Source organism: Erwinia sp. JUb26 (assembly GCF_003751505.1).
Taxonomy (GTDB): Bacteria; Pseudomonadota; Gammaproteobacteria; order Enterobacterales; family Enterobacteriaceae; genus Erwinia.
The window spans coordinates 308,825-325,084 of sequence record NZ_RJVB01000002.1 but is presented as its reverse complement, the minus strand read 5'-3'; the positions used below and the strand labels follow the sequence as shown (position 1 = coordinate 325,084).

At 59.3% G+C, this 16,260-nt stretch carries 13 protein-coding genes; 9 read left to right on the top strand and 4 right to left on the bottom strand.

Translation table 11 applies throughout. The features are described from left to right. The first annotated feature begins 64 nt into the window (after positions 1 to 64). From EC836_RS06590 to mdcH, 3 genes are read left to right on the top strand one after another with little or no spacing between them, the layout of a single operon-like run. Positions 65 to 1,024 carry an AEC family transporter gene (locus EC836_RS06590; protein ID WP_123331333.1) on the top strand — a complete coding sequence of 320 codons (960 nt, stop codon included), beginning with the start codon at positions 65 to 67 and terminating at the stop codon, positions 1,022 to 1,024. Between the two features lies 1 nt (position 1,025). Next, positions 1,026 to 1,631 carry a malonate decarboxylase holo-ACP synthase gene (locus tag EC836_RS06585; protein WP_123331330.1) on the top strand — a complete coding sequence of 202 codons (606 nt, stop codon included), beginning with the start codon at positions 1,026 to 1,028 and terminating at the stop codon, positions 1,629 to 1,631. After that, positions 1,628 to 2,530 carry a malonate decarboxylase subunit epsilon gene (gene mdcH, locus EC836_RS06580; RefSeq protein WP_123331328.1) on the top strand — a complete coding sequence of 301 codons (903 nt, stop codon included), beginning with the start codon at positions 1,628 to 1,630 and terminating at the stop codon, positions 2,528 to 2,530. The genes EC836_RS06585 and mdcH overlap by 4 nt, the downstream gene beginning before the upstream one ends. A gap of 218 nt (positions 2,531 to 2,748) precedes the next feature. Here the strand turns inward: mdcH and EC836_RS06575 are convergent, their stop codons facing one another. Continuing rightward, positions 2,749 to 3,675, bottom strand: coding sequence for a LysR family transcriptional regulator (locus EC836_RS06575; protein WP_123331326.1), 927 nt, complete (start codon positions 3,673 to 3,675; stop codon positions 2,749 to 2,751). Between the two features lie 245 nt (positions 3,676 to 3,920). Here EC836_RS06575 and EC836_RS06570 point away from each other — a divergent pair, with 245 nt between their 5' ends. The 6 genes from EC836_RS06570 (at position 3,921) to EC836_RS06545 (ending at position 11,032) form a co-directional block, all read left to right on the top strand. Continuing rightward, complete coding sequence (locus tag EC836_RS06570; RefSeq protein WP_123331325.1) at positions 3,921 to 4,988, top strand: ABC transporter ATP-binding protein; 1,068 nt, start codon at positions 3,921 to 3,923, stop codon at positions 4,986 to 4,988. A 28-nt stretch (positions 4,989 to 5,016) separates the two neighbouring features. Then, positions 5,017 to 5,991, top strand: a complete 975-nt coding sequence (locus tag EC836_RS06565) for an ABC transporter substrate-binding protein (RefSeq protein WP_123331323.1) — start codon at positions 5,017 to 5,019, stop codon at positions 5,989 to 5,991. A gap of 21 nt (positions 5,992 to 6,012) precedes the next feature. After that, complete coding sequence (locus tag EC836_RS06560) at positions 6,013 to 7,731, top strand: iron ABC transporter permease (protein WP_233599185.1); 1,719 nt, start codon at positions 6,013 to 6,015, stop codon at positions 7,729 to 7,731. A 139-nt stretch (positions 7,732 to 7,870) separates the two neighbouring features. Next, complete coding sequence (locus EC836_RS06555) at positions 7,871 to 9,136, top strand: phosphatase PAP2 family protein (protein ID WP_123331320.1); 1,266 nt, start codon at positions 7,871 to 7,873, stop codon at positions 9,134 to 9,136. Positions 9,137 to 9,287: 151 nt separating this feature from the next. Then, positions 9,288 to 9,788 (top strand): GNAT family N-acetyltransferase, encoded by a 501-nt coding sequence (locus EC836_RS06550; protein ID WP_123331318.1) that lies wholly within the window; start codon positions 9,288 to 9,290, stop codon positions 9,786 to 9,788. A 116-nt stretch (positions 9,789 to 9,904) separates the two neighbouring features. Next, a complete protein-coding gene (locus EC836_RS06545; RefSeq protein WP_123331316.1) occupies positions 9,905 to 11,032 on the top strand; it encodes an ABC transporter substrate-binding protein in 1,128 nt (375 codons plus the stop codon). A gap of 94 nt (positions 11,033 to 11,126) precedes the next feature. Here EC836_RS06545 and ftnA read toward each other — a convergent pair whose 3' ends face one another. From ftnA to EC836_RS06530, 3 genes are all read right to left on the bottom strand, one after another. Beyond that, complete coding sequence (gene ftnA, locus EC836_RS06540) at positions 11,127 to 11,639, bottom strand: non-heme ferritin (RefSeq protein ID WP_123331314.1); 513 nt, start codon at positions 11,637 to 11,639, stop codon at positions 11,127 to 11,129. A gap of 329 nt (positions 11,640 to 11,968) precedes the next feature. After that, positions 11,969 to 13,591, bottom strand: a complete 1,623-nt coding sequence (locus EC836_RS06535; RefSeq protein ID WP_123331312.1) for a GMC family oxidoreductase — start codon at positions 13,589 to 13,591, stop codon at positions 11,969 to 11,971. A 104-nt stretch (positions 13,592 to 13,695) separates the two neighbouring features. Further along, entirely contained in the window at positions 13,696 to 15,786 is a 2,091-nt protein-coding gene (locus EC836_RS06530; RefSeq protein WP_370347163.1) for a TonB-dependent siderophore receptor, read from the bottom strand. Positions 15,787 to 16,260: the final 474 nt, after the last annotated feature.

Sequence of the window (16,260 nt, the reverse complement as noted above, 5' to 3'; positions counted from 1 at the left end):
CATGGCCTGAAAAATAAAAAAATAATCATCGCACCGGTGCTTAATCTGACGACCTGGTGATGTTATGACTTATATAATTATTCATGCGCTTGCCCCTATTTTTGTGATTATGCTGCTCGGGTTTTATGCCGGGAAAGCAAAGATGGTGGACAACAAAAATGTTGCTCTGCTGAACGTGTTCGTGATGGATTTTGCTCTGCCCGCCGCGCTGTTCAGCGCCACGGTAAAAACCCCCTGGCTGGGGATTGTCCAGCAGTCGCCGCTGATCGTGGTGCTGGTGCTGTCAATGTGGGTGGGCTGGTTCGCCATCTATTTTACCGCGACGCGGTTATTCCATAAGTCCCCGCAGGATGCCGCCGTGCTGACGCTCACCGTCTCCCTGCCGAACTATGCGGCCCTGGGCCTGCCGATCCTCGGCAGCGTGCTGGGGGAAGGTTCGACAACCTCGCTGTCGGTGGCCGTCTCAATCGCCTGCGGTTCGGTGCTGCTGACGCCGTTCTGCCTGCTGATCCTTGAGCGTGAAAAAGCGCTGGCGGCAGGTAACGGCCAGCTGTCAGGCATCGGTATGCTGCCGGTTCTGATGTGGCGTTCGGTCACCAAGCCGATCGTCTGGGGGCCGCTGCTGGGCGTGGTGCTGTCCGGGCTGGGGGTCAGCATGCCGGAGATCGTGCTGGCATCGATTAAACCGCTCGGCCTGGCGGCTACCGCCGGTGCGCTGTTCCTCACTGGGGTGATCCTCTCCGCCCGCAAACTGAGCATCAACGGCGCGGTAATCCTCGGCAGTTTCACCAAGCTGCTGATCCAGCCGCTGATCGCCTGGGGCGTGGTGCTGGCGCTCGGTCTGCATGGCGAGGTGGCGATCACCGCGATCCTGATGATCGCGCTGTCGGCGGGCTTCTTCGGGGTGGTATTCGGTAACCGTTTTGGCGTGCAGTCGCCGGATGCGGAAGCCGTTCTGCTGATCACCTCGCTGTTGTGTATCCTTAGCCTGCCGTTGTTTATCACGCTGACTTCCGGGATGTGAAATGAGTTCTCCACACGATCTGATTTGGGTTTCCGACAGAACCGCCTTACAGGGCGACCTGCCGGAATGGGTAGCCAGCCAGTGGCGGCCAGCGCTGCCGCTGGTAGTTCGCCGCGACAGTGACACAGGCGGACGCGTGCCGGTCGGCGTGCGGGGACTGCAGCGCGATCTGCGGGCCGCAGGCTGGGTCGATCCGCGCGATATCCGGCGGATCCTGTCGCCGGAGACGCTAAGCGATGCGGCACGGCTGCTGGCTTCACCCTATATTTCCCAGCCGCCGCTGCAGGCCGCGCTACAGCTGGCCCAGCTGACGTGGCCGTGGCGCTGGGGAATCACCGGCAGCGTCGGCTACGCGCTGGCAACCGAAGTGCCGGTGCTGCGTGCCAGCAGCGATCTCGACCTGCTGATCCGCAGCGAGCAGCCGCTGGACCGCGCCGAACTGCTGCGCTGGCAGACGTTTGTCAGCCAGCTTCCCTGCGGGGTGGATACCCAGATTGGGACGCCGCGCGGAGGCTTTGCCTTAACGGAATGGCTGCGGGAAGAGCGGGTGCTGCTGAAAACGCCGCAGGGCCCGCTGCTGACCGATCGGCCCTGGAGTACAGAATGAACGTGCTTTTCTCTTTTCCTGGCCAGGGCGCACAGCGGCCCGGCATGCTGCAGCAGTTGCCCGACGGTGATGCGCTGCTTGATGAGGTCAGCGAGGTGCTGGCGGAGGATGCGCGCCTGCTCGACAGCGCGGAGGCATTACGGCACACCCGCGCAGTGCAGCTGTGCATTCTGATTAGCGGCGTCGCCCACGCTCGCGCGCTGGAACGGCAGGGCACCGTGGCTGATATTACCGCCGGGCTGTCGATCGGCGCGTATCCGGCGGCGGTGATCGCCGGAGCGCTGGCATTCAGCGACGCGCTGCGGCTGGTTTCGCTGCGCGGTACGCTGATGGAGAACGCCTGGCCGCAGGGCTACGGTCTGACGGCGATCGTCGGTTTTCCGCAGGCGGATCTGCTGCCGCTGCTCGGCGACGACTGCTGGCTGGCTAACGTCAACAGCCCGCAGCAGCTGGTGATTGCCGGATCGGATGCGGCGATGGCGCGGGTGGGGGCCGCGGCGAAATCGCTCGGTGCCCAGCGCGCCTGTCGGCTGGCGGTCAGCGTGCCTTCCCACTGCGAACTGCTGGCGAAGCCCGCGCAGGCGCAGGCGCAGGCCTTTCGTGATGTCACGCTGCATCGCCCGCGCTGCGCCTTTCTCAGCGGCAGCAGCGCCCGCGTGCTGTGGCAGCCGCAGCAGATTGCCGACGACCTGGCATACAATATGGCGCGCAGGGTGAACTGGTACGATGCGATGATTGCGGCGGAAGAACGCGAGGTGCGGCTGGCGATTGAGATGCCGCCCGGCGCGGTGCTCACCGGGCTGACGCGGCAGTCGTTCAGTCAGGGCGGCGAAGCGATCGCGCTGGAGCAGAGCGGCCCAGAGCTGGCAGCCCGCCTGGCGCTGAGAGCCAGGAACTAGAATCAGGCTGCATCCCGCCTGGCGCTATGGATCAGTCGCTCATACTGAGCTGGCCGAGAGAGCAGGAACCCGTACCAGGATGCCGCCCGCCTGGCGCAGAGAGCCAGGAACTAGAATCAGGCTGCATCCCGCCTGGCGCTATGGATCAGTCGCTCGTACTGAGCTGGCCGAGAGAGTAGGAACCCGTACCGGGATTGCCGCCCGCCTGGCGTTAAGGCTCAGGATTTAGAACCGCGCTGGCGGCTGTACATCCTGCCTTCCGCCACCAGCGCCAGCAGGTTCGGATCGTGCTCGCGGTTGCGCTCAAAGACAATCGAGATGTTCTGCCGCATCTGATAGGGCGGTGCCAGCCGCAGCAGCTGAACCGAGTTTTCATAGACCCGCTTCATCCGCCCCGGCAGCAGGGTATAGCCGACTCCGGCCTGCACCAGGCTTAGCATCGAAAAAATATCGTTCACCCGGGTGACGATCTCCGGCTCATAACCGGCAACGGCAAACGCCTCGCGGAAGCCCTGCCAGGTGGCAAATCCCTCATCGAGGGAGACGAATTTAGCCTGGCGAAAATCGCGCAGATCGGCTTCCTGGCTGACGTCCAGACCGGAGGCGGCGGGCGCGGCGAGGAAAATATCGTCCTCAAACAGCGGCAGCGTTTCCAGATGGCTATGATTGATGTGCTCACAGGAGGTGGCGATCAGCACCGCGTCCAGCGTGCCTTCCTCCAGGCGGTTTAACAGCATCTTATTGGAGCCCATGGTCAGTTCCAGCTCCAGGTCGGGACGGCGCAGCTTCATGCCCATAATCAGCTGCGGAATCGTCTCGAGCGTCAGCGAATAGAGCGTGCCCAGCCGCAGATTGCCCTGGCTCATTCCGGCGGTTTTTCGCGCCTCCTCCACGCCGCGTGACAGCAGGTCGAGTGCCTCCTGGCTGTATTCCAGCAGCGTCTGTGCGGCGGGCATCGGCACCAGATTGCGCCCCTGATGAATAAACAGCGGGCAGCGCAGGCTTTCTTCCAGGCTGTGCAGGGCGCGATGTACGCTGACGCTGCTGATCCCCAGCGCCTCCGCCGTGCGGGCAAGATTTCCCCGGGTCATAAAAGCGATGAAAATTTCCAGTTTACGAACGGTGATATCCGAATCGATGCTCATGTGACCTGCCTGTGTGAGTCGCCCTGTGATGAGTTTAACGAGTCTACGATCGCGATACGCAATTGCGTTAACGCTCAGATGCGGTACGCACACCGCGCGACGCAACGGTATTTTCTCCGTTTTTCCCCCCACCGTTCAACGGCGGCGGGCGGCACAGGCTTCATTCTACCTGCTGTCACCGCGCTGTCATCTTTGCTCAGTATGTTCTAAGCCGTTGCTTTATTTGAACGGAGTCCGAGCGCCTGATGTCTGCGATCCTGATCGAGAATCTGTGTAAATCTTTTAGCCAGCAGCCGGTGCTGCGCAATGTCTCGCTGCGGATTGAGCACGGGGAGTTTATCGCCGTACTCGGGCCTTCCGGCTGCGGTAAAACCACGCTGCTGCGGACTATCGCCGGGTTTGAAACCCCGGATTCCGGCAGCATCACCGTCGGCGAACGCTGCTACAGCGCGCCGGGCCAGCATCTGCCGCCGGAGCAGCGCGAGCTGAGCGTGGTGTTCCAGAACTACGCCCTCTGGCCACATATGTCGGTGGCAGAAAACATCGAATACAGCCTGAAGGTGAAGGGGATGGATCGCGCCAACCGCCGCATCCGGGTGGATGCCGCGCTGGAGCTGGTCGGTCTGGACGGCATGGGCGAACGCCGCCCGGCGGACCTTTCCGGCGGACAGCGGCAGCGCGTGGCGCTGGCTCGCTGCCTGGTCACGCGCCCGCAGCTGGTGCTGCTGGATGAACCGCTGGCCAACCTTGACGTGCATCTGCGCGCCGCGATGGAAGAGGAGTTTACTCGCTTTCACCATCATGCCGGCGCCACGCTGCTCTACATTACCCACGATCAGCATGAAGCGATGGCGTTAGCCGACCGCATCGTGGTGATGGAAGCGGGGCAGGTGATGCAGTTCGCCACCCCGCAGGAACTTTACCGCCAGCCCGACTGCGAAATGGTGGCGCGCTTCATTGACGATGGTCGGGTGGTCCCGGTCGGGGATGTTGAACCCGATGGTCACGGCTTTGCCTGGGTCACGCTGCTTGGCCAGCGGGTAAAGCTGCGGGCCAGCCTCACCCAGGCCGCCCTGCCGAAAGGCAAAGTCTGCCTGCACGCGGGTGACCTGCAAAGGGTCGCGCATGATGCGCCAGGCTTTGACGGCGAGGTCCGCCGGGTGATCTACCGCGGCGGGTACAGTCAGCTGGAAATAGAACCTCTGGGCGATCCGCAGTGCCGTTTGACCTTAATGCAGGCAGACGCCGCACCGCCGCGGGTCGGAGAACGTATCAGGCTGGCCGCCACCGACGGCTGGGTCATTCCGCACTAATTTTTTTTAAATTCACTAAGGACTACAGATGCGTAGCACGGTAAAAATTCTGTCACTGCTAGCGTTCACCTCTCTGTCAGCCCAGGCGGCCGACGGCAAACTGGTGGTTTATACCTCGCAGGCACCGGAGATCGCTCAGCAAACGATTGAAGCCTTTAAAGCCGCCAATCCCGGCATTGAGGTCAGCTGGACCCGCAACGGCACCACCCAGCTCATGAACGTACTGCGCACCGAAATGATGAGCGGCGAGGTCAAAGCCGATGTGCTGCTGGTGGCGGATTCCATCAACCTCGGCGCGCTGAAGAAAGAGGGCAAGCTGATGGCCTACGCGGATGCGCCGGTCAGCCATATCAGCCCGAATTTCTACGATAAAGATAAGACCTGGTTCGGCACGAAAATCATCGCCACGGTGATTGGCTACAACACCCAGAACGCCAAACCGGTTAACAGCTGGATGGCGCTGACCGATGCCAGCAATCGCGGCCAGGTGGCGGTGCCAAGCCCGCTCTATTCCGGCGCGGCGCTCTACCACCTGCATACCGCCATCAATACGCCAACCATCGGCTGGGATTTCTATAAAAAGCTGGCGGCCAACGGCATTACGCCGGAAGGCGGTAACGGTCCGGCGCTGAAAGCGGTCGCCAGCGGCGTTGCCAAATACGGGATCATTACCGATGCCGATCTGATCCGCGCGAAGAAACAGGGATCGCCGGTCGATCTGGTTTATCCGCAGGAAGGTGCCTCGTTCGTGACCGAGCCGGTGGCGATCCTGGCGGGCGCGCACAACGTGCCAGCGGCCAAAGCCTTCGTTGATTTTATGCTGTCGGAAAAAGGCCAGCAGCTGGTGGCGCAGCAGGGCAACCGGCCGATCGATAAACGCGTAGCGGCACCGGACGGCTTTGCCCCAATCGATTCGATCAAACTGCTGACGCTGGACAGCGATAAAGCGGTCAATGACGATACGCAGGTGCGTGAGAAATTCACTGAAATCTTTGGCGGATAAACGATGAGCGTATTGCCCGGTATGATGCGCAGCGCCCGACATCCTCGTGCGATCCGCTGGCCCGGCAGCGAGCGGTGGATCCTCTGGCTGCTGGCAATCATGATTGGCCTGCTGTCGATTGCGCCACTGGCGCGGCTAATCTGGGCGGCGGTTGCACCACAGGGCGTACCCGACAGCGAGCGTCTGCTGCGGCTGTTGAATACGCCCCGGGTGCTGCGTGCGACCGGCAATACGCTGTTTATTGCACTGGGTGCCACCGCGCTGTCTCTGCTGCTGGGGACCCTGGCGGCGTGGCTGGTGGCGTTGAGTAATATCCGGGCCAGGGCGGCGTGGGTTTTTGCCTTTATTCTGCCGCTGATGATCCCGCCGCAGGTCACCGCGCTGGCCTGGGTGCAGGCGATGTCGCCCTCCGGCCCACTGATGACACTGCTGGCCGGGCTGGGCCTGCCCCCCGTCGCCGGTCCGCCGCCGCTCTACTCGATGAGCGGCATTATTCTTTTGCTCGGGCTGCACAATGCCCCGCTGGTGTTTCTGGCGGTGCGCGCCGGGCTTCAGCGCCTGCCGTCCGATCTGGTTGAGGCGGCGCGTATTGCCGGAGCCTCGCCGCTGCATGTGCTGCTTACCATTATCCTGCCGCTGGCGCGCCCGGCGATTTTCGCCGGAGCCGCGCTTTCCTTCGTGGCCGCCGCCGGTAACTTCGGTATTCAGGCCATGTTGGGTATTCCGGCACGCGTGCCGACGCTGATTACGCTTATCTACCAGCAGCTGAACAGCAGCGGACCGGGTGCGCTGCCCGATATGGCGGTGCTGTCGCTGCTGCTGGCGGCGATCACCCTGGCCGGAATGCTGGTCAGCAGCCTGCTGGGCGGTCGGCGCGACGTGCGCGTCAGCGGGACGGCGCAGGCGCTGACACAGTCTCTTGGCCGCTGGCGACTGCCGGTGGAGGTGATCGCATGGCTGCTGATGGCGCTGATCCTGCTGCTGCCGCTGTCGGCTCTGCTGACTACGTCGCTGACCCAGGGCTTTGGCCAGGCGCTGAACGCGCAGACGCTGACGCTGATTAACTACCGCAACGCGCTGTTTGGCTACCCGGCAGTGCGCCACGCCTTTTTCACCAGTCTGTGGCTGACGGCGATTGCGGCGGCGATCCTGACCCTGATGGCGCTGTTTATGGCCTGCTACCTCAGCTGGCGGCGTAGCCGCCTGGTGCGGGTGCTGCATCTCTCCAGCGAACTGGCGTATGCACTGCCGGGCGTGGTGACCGGCATCGCGGCGCTGCTGTTTTTCCTGCGGCCGCTGCCGCTGGTTAACGTCAGCCTGTACGGCACGGTGTGGATTATCCTCGCCGCCTATCTTTCCAACTTCCTTGCGCTGGTGCTGCGCCCGACGCTGGCAGGTTTCGCCCGCGTGGAGCGATCGCTGGACGAGGCGGCGCAGCTGGCCGGTGCGGGCTTCCTGCGGCGGATGCGTGACATTCTGCTGCCGCTGGTCGCGCCATCGGCGATTGCCGGGGCGATCCTCGTATTTCTGACCGCGCTGAACGAAATCCAGGTGTCGATCCTGCTGGTGACCTCCTCGACCCAGACGCTGGGGCCGACCATTGTCTTCCTTGATGAGGGCGGTTCGTCAACGCTGGCGGCGGCGGTGGGCTGCCTGATGATCCTGGTCGTCGTGCTGCTGATGCTGCTGGCGTCCTGGTGCGCGCGCCGCCACAAAGGCGTGCTGCCGTGGCAGGTTTGAGGCAAACGCGACTATTTTTCAGCGTGTTTTATGACAGGATGCGGGAATCTGTATCGGAATATGTTTTGCCATAAAAGTGCCATATAGCGGGACTAGTCTGCGGGCGACAGGGTTAACTTGATAATAACGAGGATGATTTATGCGCTTTCGTCTCACGCTTCTTGCCGCTTCGCTCCTGGCCGGTCCGCTGGCCCAGGCTAAAACCCCCGCAGAGCTGCCGCAGGTTGCCGCGATTGTGAACACCACCACCCCGGCCAGCAGCAGCCCGGCGGTGGTCGCTCTGGAAGGCTCGGTGCAGACCGCATTGATTAACGGTATTAAGGGTGACAGCAGCACCCTGGCGCGCAGCCAGCTGGAAACGGCAAAGCAGGGCGGTAAGCAGGTCGACAAAGCCTGGCTGCAGGCCAGCGGCTATGACTTCGGTAAAAAAGCTAACCAGCAGGCGGGAATTGAACTGCTGAGCGCCTTCAGTAAGCTGCCGGAAGCGACGCTGGCGCAAAACCTGGCAACGGTAGAAAACATCAACCTCAACGCCACCGACGGCGCACGTCGCCAGGCGCTGGTCGATGCCGAAGGACAGAATTACCTCTACTTCCTCGCCGATGCGCTGGGGCCAAAGCTGGGTGAGGCGTTTATTCGCGCCTATGACAAAGGCGAACTGGGCAAGGCGGCGGCGCTGCTGAAGGCCAGCGAAGTCAGCACCAGCGAAGCGAAAAAGCACTTTGACTATAAGCGCCCGTTCCTGATCCCCGGCAATACCATTCACCTCGTGCCGGACAGCGCGGTGGCGAAAGATAACCATCCCTACACCGCCGACGGAGGTTCGTTCCCGAGCGGCCACACCAACACCGGCTACACCGATGCGCTGCTGATGGCGCAGATGCTGCCTGAGCGCTTTGTGCCGCTGATCGACCGCGGCGCGCGCTACGGTTATTCGCGCATCGTGCTCGGCGTTCACTATCCGCTGGATGTGATGGGTTCAAGAATGGTGGCGGAGCGCAACGTGGCGCACTACCTGAACGATCCGCGCTACCGTGAGCTGTTCGACGCGGCGAAGCAGCAGCTGCGCAGCGCGCTGGAGAAAGAGTGTGGTATGTCGCTGCGCGACTGTGCGAAGGCACCGGCGCAGGATGACCCGTACTCGGCGAAAGCGATGCAGACGTTCTACCGCTTTACCATGACCTACAACCTGCCCGCCGCGAAGGTGAAGCCATCGCCACTGGTGGTGCCGGAAGGGGCTGAAGTGCTATTGGAAGCGCCGTTGCCGAATCTCAGCGCCGCACAGCGCCGTCAGCTGATGGTGCGCACCGCGCTGGCGGATGGCTATCCGCTGTCGGGTGACGCTGCGCAGAGCTTCTGGCAGCGGCTGAATCTGCACGATGCGGTGAAGGCGGCGGCGCGCTGAACTCGTCGATAGCCGAATACGAATTAACCTGATGATTTATCATGCTAATGATGTAGTCTGAAAGGGCAGAGAAAGCAGGCGGCAATTAGCGGTTGCCGCCTGCATCTAACGTCCCTAACGCAGCCCCTGGCCGCCAGAGAGAACAACATCAATGAGCGAAACCGGCAAAACCCTTCGTATTGAACCCTACAGCGCTAAACATCAGGCGGCGGTGCTTGAGTTGATCCTGCCGATCCAGACCCAGGAATTTGGTATCCCGATTACCGCAGAGCAGCAGCCCGACCTCAACGACATTGAAAACTTCTATCAGCAGGGCCACGGCCAGTTCTGGCTGGCGCTGGTGGACGATCGCGTGGTGGGCTGTATCGCGCTGAAGGATATTGGCCACCGCCAGGCGGCGCTGCGCAAAATGTTCGTGGCGGCGGAGTATCGCGGTAAAACGTACGGCACCGGCCTGGCGCTGCTGAACATCCTGCTGGCGTATGGCCGCGAGCAGGAATTAACCGATGTCTTTCTCGGCACCACCGCGCTGTTCCTGGCCGCGCACCGTTTCTATGAGAAAAACGGCTTTACGGAAATCGCCGTTTCCGACCTGCCCGCCTCCTTCCCGGTGATGAAAGTGGATACGAAATTTTATCGGTACACCGTTTAAAATCGTCATCAAATGAAATTTTTTGACACATCTTGTTTTAACTTTCATCGCCACGTAGCATGCCCCTGCAAGACTTGAACTGAGAATAATTATCATTTTCCTTGTTGGGGTTTATTATGACGATTTGGGGTAAAACAGGCATTCTGCTGACCGGTCTGATCGCATCTGCCAGCCTGTGGGCTGCACCGTTTGTAGTGGAAGATGTCAGCGGCCGGAAGGTTGAAATTAAATCCGAAGTGAAGCGGGTGATCCTGGGAGAAGGGCGGCAGATCTACCTGCTGGCGGCCTTCGATACCGCCGCACCTTTCCAGCGCGTCGTGGGCTGGCGCGACGATCTGCCGAAGGCGGATTTCGACACTTATCAAATCTACGCGGAAAAATATCCGCAGATCAAAAAGCTGCCGACCTTCGGCGGTGCGAAGGATGGCACCTTTAACGTTGAGCAGGCGCTGACGCTGAAGCCCGATCTGGTGCTGATGAATCTGGAATCGAAAGCGGCGACCGATGAGTCGAAGCTGACCGAAAAACTCGACAAGCTGGGCATCCCGGTGGTGTTTATCGACTTCCGCGAAAAGCCGTTTGAGAACGCGGAAAAAAGCATCCGCATTATGGGCCAGCTGGTGGGGAAACCCGAGCGCGCCGAAGAAATCGTCGCCTTCCGCCAGCAGCAGATCGATATCGTCACCGACCGTCTGAAAAACTTCACCGGTAAGCGTCCGAAGGTGATGCTGGATCGCGCCGGGGGCTACACCGAAGAGTGCTGCATGTCGTTTGGCGATGAAAACTTTGGCCGTATGGTCGAAGTGGCGGGCGGCAGCAATATTGCCAAAGGACTGATCCCCGGCACCTTCGGCACCCTGAACCCCGAGCAGATTATCGCCTCGCGTCCCGACGTGGTGATTGTGACCGGCGCGAACTGGAAGAACTACAACACAGCCGGTGGCTGGGTGGGCGTGGGCCCGGGCGCAGATATGGCAGAAGCGACAAAACGCTTAACGGCGCTGATGGCCCGTTCTGCCTTCCATACGCTGCCGGTGGCCACCAACGGCAATGCGCACGCGATCTGGCATCAGTTCTACGACAGCCCGTATCAGTTTGTAGCGATCCAGGCGATTGCCAAGTGGCTGCATCCTGAGCTGTTCAAGGATATCGATCCGGATGCCACCTTCCGCGAATTTCACCAGCGCTTCCTGCCGGTGGCGTACCAGCCGGGCTACTGGGTCACGCTGCCTGCCGGTCATTAATCGGTAAATGAAAAAAGCCACTCCCTTTCGGGAGTGGCTCGGTGACTGATGCTCAGACAGCACGAAACAAAACGCTTTCGCCTGGCAAAGCGAATTACGGTGCGGAGTGCGCGCCCGGCTCGCTCAGTTTTTTCAGATCTTTGTCCAGGAAGAACAGTGCCTGTCCGGTGTTGCCAACCAGCGCCAGTTTGTCCAGTACGGATTTGAATAGCTTCTCTTCTTCGTGCTGCTCTGCGACGTACCACTGCAGGAAGTTGAAGGTGGAATAATCCTTGCTGGTGATGGCTTCGTGGGCCAGTTCATTGATCTTCGAGGTGATCAGCTGCTCGTGCTGATAGGCCTGCTCCAGCACTTCACTCAGCGAGTTAAAGGTTACCGGTGGTGCATCAATGGTGCCCAGCACCGGCATCGCGCCGGTATCGCTCAGGTAGTTGAACAGGCGCTGCATATGCTGCATCTCTTCTACGGAGTGTTCACGCAGGAAGGCGGCGGCGCCGTCAAAACCTTTATCGTTAGCCCAGGCGCTCATCTGCAGGTAGAGGTTGGCAGAGTAGAACTCCAGATTCAGCTGGTCGTTCAGCTTTGCGGTCATTTCATTGGTCAGCATGGTGACTCCTTAAAATTATTATTGGCTGTAGATTACAGGTGATTTCTGCGCATTATGCACGCATCCTGATAAAATAAAAACCGTTTATTATAGCAAATGCTAAATTTATTTTAGATGATCTAAAGCAATGATTTATTATGGTTTTTTATTTTAGTTAAATATAATTCGTTCCGTTTTTTAAATAAGTTTGATAACCATTCTTATTAATAATTAGCAGAATAAAAATCATCGAAATGAGAATTAATCTCTTTAAGATTATTCTGGTAACTAATTAATTCTAGTCGAATAAGAAGCTTCTGCCACAGGGCAGAAGCCGGGGGCTGGCGTGGTCAGGAGGCGAGGTTAGCGATATCGCTGAGGATCAGATCGGCGGCACGTTCGGCGATCATAATGGTGGGCGCATTGGTATTGCCGCTGGGGATTTGCGGGAAAATACTGCAGTCAGCCACCCGCAGGCCGCTGATGCCGTGAACGCGCAGCTGTAAATCCACCACTGAGGTCGCCGGATAGGGGCCCATACGGCAGGTGCCGACCGGGTGGTAGACGGTTTTAATATCGTTGAGGATAAACTGGGTGATGGCGGCGACATCGTCCTCTTTGACCTCATCGAGATGCAAAATATGCCCGACGACCGACTGCAGGGACGGGCTGCGCAGCAGACGCAGGCCAGCCTGTACGGCGCGGATTTGTCCGGCCAGGTCCGCCGGGTTGCTGAGATAACCGGCATCAATCGCCAGCTCATCGGCTGGATGACTGCTGTTCAGTCTTACCTCACCGCGCGACTGGCTTTGCAGAAAGCCCACTTTTAGCGTGATGCCGTGTTCGCTGCCTGCGGGGTTCGCCCCCGGTCCGTTTTCAAAATTATCCAGCACCGGCAGGAAATGCACCTGAATGTCGGATCGACCGCAGCCGGTGGAATCGATCAGCGCGCCGCCTTCGAGGATATTGCTGGTCAGCAGGCCGCTGTGGAAGCAGTGCCACTGGGCGAAATTTTTCACTGCCCTCAGGCCCTTGTCCTGTCCCCACATGCTGTTATGGGTGGTGACGGTGGCGTTCAGCGACATATGCAGGTGGTCCTGATAATACTTGCCGACCGGTAAATCGGCACAGGTCTTGATGCTCATATCGTCGAGGTGCTGGTGTGGTCCAATGCCGGACAGCAGCAGGATTTTAGCGCTGCCGAAGGCACCGGCGCAGAGGATCACCTCCCGCCGGGCATAAGCCTGACGGTGCGATTTGCCGTGCGTGTGATAAACCACGCCGCGTGCATGCTGGTCTTCCATAATCAGATGCTCAACCTCGGCACCGGTGATCGCGGTCAGCTGCGGATTGTTTTTCACCCGGTCGAGATAGGCGCGTGAGGTACTGGCGCGTTCGCCGTTAAGCGTGGTGGTCTGCCACAGGCCGACGCCTGCGGGGGCGCCGTCGTTGAAATCATTGACGTACGGCAGGCCCTGCTCCTGCCCGGCGCGAACGAAGGCATCGGTTAACGGGTGGCGGAACTGGTTTTCGCTGACGCTCAGCGGCCCCTGCTGGGCGTGATAGCTTCCGCTCAGGCATTCGTTGTTTTCTGCTTTTCTGAAGAAGGGGAGCAGATCGTTAAAGCTCCAGCCACGGCAGCCGTATTCTTCCGCCCAGTCGTCATAGTCCCGGGGCTGGCCGCGCAGATAGATCATGCCGTTGACGGAACTGCCGCCGCCCAGCACGCGGCCCTGAGCGACCTGCATAACGCGATTATTGACATGCTGTTGGGGAAGGGTGCGGTAGGGCCAGCGGGTTTTGGGGGAAAGCTTTACCAGTCCGGCGGGAATTTTGTGGAACAGGCTGTCGTCGCGACCGCCGGCTTCCAGCAGCAGGACGCTGCCTGCCTGGGCCTCTATCAATCGCGTGGCGATAACGCATCCTGCGGAACCACCACCGATGATGATGTAGTCAAATTGCTGCTCTGCCATAGTTTCTCTCCTGAAAGCGACGACTGGCGTCGTCATAACATCCGATGTACTTCAGGAGATAAACTACGTTTGCACAGAATAAACGGCTGCTTTAAACGTGCGGATCAGAAATCCATTTTGACCGTGAACTGCACTTCGCGCGGATCGCCAATCTGGTTAGACAGATTGTTGGTGGCGATAGACGAGGTGTAATAAGTTTTGTCGAAGATATTCTTCACATTAACCTGCAGCGTTACCGGATGCTCTGCCTTGATTTTGTAAGAGGCGAACGCATCGGCAACCGCATAGCCCTGTAGCGAATAATCTTCGCCGTTGTCGCCGGAACGGCGGCTGACCGCATGGCCCCCGCCGCCCACGGTCAGGGTATTGCCGTCATACACGTTGTGGAAATCGTAGGTCAGGAACAGCGATCCGGTGTGGCGCGGCACGTTAGGCAACATTTTCCCTTTGTAGTCCGGGTCTTCCATCACTTTGGCATCGGTATAGCCGTAGCTGGCGATAACGTTGATGTTCTGCGTCAGCGCCCCGGCAACATCCACCTCCACCCCGCGTGAACGCACCCGTCCGGCGGTTTTCGCTACGCTCTCATCGTTGATGGTTTCGGTATACAGTACGTTGTTTTTATTGATGTTAAACAGGGTGACGTTCGCCGTTACGCCGTCAAACAGATCGAATTTGGCCCCGGCTTCCCAAGCGGTCGCGGTTTCCGGCGGCAGCTCGCCGATGTAGCTGGCAATCGAGTACTGCGGCATAAACGAACGTGAAACGTTACCGAACAGTGAGATCGACGGCGTCGCTTTATACACCAGACCAAATTTCGGCACCCAGGCATTGTCGGTGCTGTCGGTATTGGTGTTGAACGGACGGCCCTTACCGGCGTACTCGGTAAAGTACTGATAGCGCAGAGCACTGACGGCAATCCACTTATCGGTCAGATACAGCGAATCCTGCACGTAGGCCGAGTAGCTAACCTGCTGGATGGTCTGGTCGCTGTCCGAGGCGGAGACCGTGGTGCATTTGCCGGTCGAACCGTAACTCGGATTGTAGATATTGAAGTCCTGCACGTTCTTACAGCGGATCATATCGGTGCGCAGCAGATCGTAATTCTCGTACGCCACCCCGGTCAGGATCTCGTTGTACAGGCCGCCAATCACCACGTCGCCCTGCAGATCGAAGCGCGCCGAGTGCTGACGCTGGGTCGATCCCTGCGTGGCGTCAACGCGGCGGGTCAGGTTGCCGGTGGTGGCGTCATAGGCCATCACGCGCGCCTGGTTGTCGCTGTATTTATCCTGGCTGAAGCTGTAGTCGAACTTCGCCGTCCACTGATTGTTAATGCGGTATTCGGCATTCAGCTGCGCGAGGTCCGATTCGCCGTCGGTGATGTTGTACTCTTCATCAAAGCGGGTTTCGCGGCTTACATTTACCGCATGGCCGGTATTCAGATCGAAAATGGTGCCGCGATCGAACGGGGTACTGTAGTTGCGATGGGAATACGCGATATTAACCGTCGCATCGTCGCCGAACCAGGTCAGAGACGGGGCAATAAAGCTGCTGCGCTCCTTGCCGAAGTTACGCCAGTAGTCTTCGTGCTGATAGGAGCCAATCAGGCGATACGCCAGGTTGGTGCCTTCGATCGGCCCGGTCAGATCCACGGTTCCGGTGCCGCCGCCAAAGCTGCTGGAGGTCGCCGAGATGGAGCCGCCAAAGGTGCGCTCCGGCCGCTTGGTGACCACGTTAATCAGCCCACCCGGATCGAGGATGCCGTATAGCGTTGAGGCCGGGCCCTTCAGCACTTCGACCCGCTCGGTGGCGGCGTTAAAGCTGCGTGGCAGAACGGTTTTCAGGCCGTTGGTCAGCACGGAACCATCTCGGTTGCTGCCGAAGCCGCGGCGCACGAAGGCGTCCTGTGTGCCGCCAAGGGTGTTGGTCTGCACGACGTTACTGACGTTGTTAAGCACTTCATCCAGCGTGGTGGAATGCTGATCTTCGAGCACCCGATCGCTGACGGTGTTCACCACCTGCGGAATATCCAGCAGCGGCATATTGGTCAGCGTGGCCGTCGTGGAGTTCAGCGGCTGGTAGCCGGAGGTCATCGGCTTATCGGCATCGGCGACGCTGGCTTCCACCGTCATCGTGCCCGCATCCTTCGCCGTTTTATCGCTGCTGCCGGTGGCGGCGGGGGCGTCTGCCGCCATGGCGACCGACGAGGCCAGCGTGCCGATGAAGATCGCTGAAAACAGCGCATAACCCTTTTTCCCCAGAAAAGAAGGTCTTAACTCAGTCATTTAATTTATATCCCGCACGTGTCCCATCTTCGTTGGTGAGATGAGAGGAGTTTTCGTATTCATTGCCCGATGGATTGCGATTAACGCCGTCTACCCGTAGCCCGTTGAGTGGGGTCGGATATGTAATTGAGAATCATTCAAACATGCGGTTATGTAGTAGTAAATGCAAAAATCAGGAAAAAATCCTGCAAACAATTTAGCGCCGAGTTGTCACATTTATCATCGGGTTATTGTTTTTTAATTTATTGATTATCAATGTAAAAATAAGAACTTCGATTTCCTGAAGGTTCCATAAAATCCTGATGGTCGACGTTTTAATCAGCGGCTTGTTATTTCTTGACTACTACATTCATTCTACGCATGATCGAGAAAGATAATGAGAGT

Excerpts from the sequence above, each read along its gene's own strand:
- EC836_RS06590 (WP_123331333.1), top strand. The coding sequence starts at position 65 with ATGACTTATATAATTATTCATGCGCTTGCCCCTATTTTTGTGATTATG.
- EC836_RS06585 (WP_123331330.1), top strand. The coding sequence starts at position 1,026 with ATGAGTTCTCCACACGATCTGATTTGGGTTTCCGACAGAACCGCCTTA.
- mdcH (WP_123331328.1), top strand. The coding sequence starts at position 1,628 with ATGAACGTGCTTTTCTCTTTTCCTGGCCAGGGCGCACAGCGGCCCGGC.
- EC836_RS06575 (WP_123331326.1), bottom strand. The coding sequence starts at position 3,675 with ATGAGCATCGATTCGGATATCACCGTTCGTAAACTGGAAATTTTCATC.
- EC836_RS06570 (WP_123331325.1), top strand. The coding sequence starts at position 3,921 with ATGTCTGCGATCCTGATCGAGAATCTGTGTAAATCTTTTAGCCAGCAG.
- EC836_RS06565 (WP_123331323.1), top strand. The coding sequence starts at position 5,017 with ATGCGTAGCACGGTAAAAATTCTGTCACTGCTAGCGTTCACCTCTCTG.
- EC836_RS06560 (WP_233599185.1), top strand. The coding sequence starts at position 6,013 with ATGATGCGCAGCGCCCGACATCCTCGTGCGATCCGCTGGCCCGGCAGC.
- EC836_RS06555 (WP_123331320.1), top strand. The coding sequence starts at position 7,871 with ATGCGCTTTCGTCTCACGCTTCTTGCCGCTTCGCTCCTGGCCGGTCCG.
- EC836_RS06550 (WP_123331318.1), top strand. The coding sequence starts at position 9,288 with ATGAGCGAAACCGGCAAAACCCTTCGTATTGAACCCTACAGCGCTAAA.
- EC836_RS06545 (WP_123331316.1), top strand. The coding sequence starts at position 9,905 with ATGACGATTTGGGGTAAAACAGGCATTCTGCTGACCGGTCTGATCGCA.
- ftnA (WP_123331314.1), bottom strand. The coding sequence starts at position 11,639 with ATGCTGACCAATGAAATGACCGCAAAGCTGAACGACCAGCTGAATCTG.
- EC836_RS06535 (WP_123331312.1), bottom strand. The coding sequence starts at position 13,591 with ATGGCAGAGCAGCAATTTGACTACATCATCATCGGTGGTGGTTCCGCA.
- EC836_RS06530 (WP_370347163.1), bottom strand. The coding sequence starts at position 15,786 with ATGGCGGCAGACGCCCCCGCCGCCACCGGCAGCAGCGATAAAACGGCG.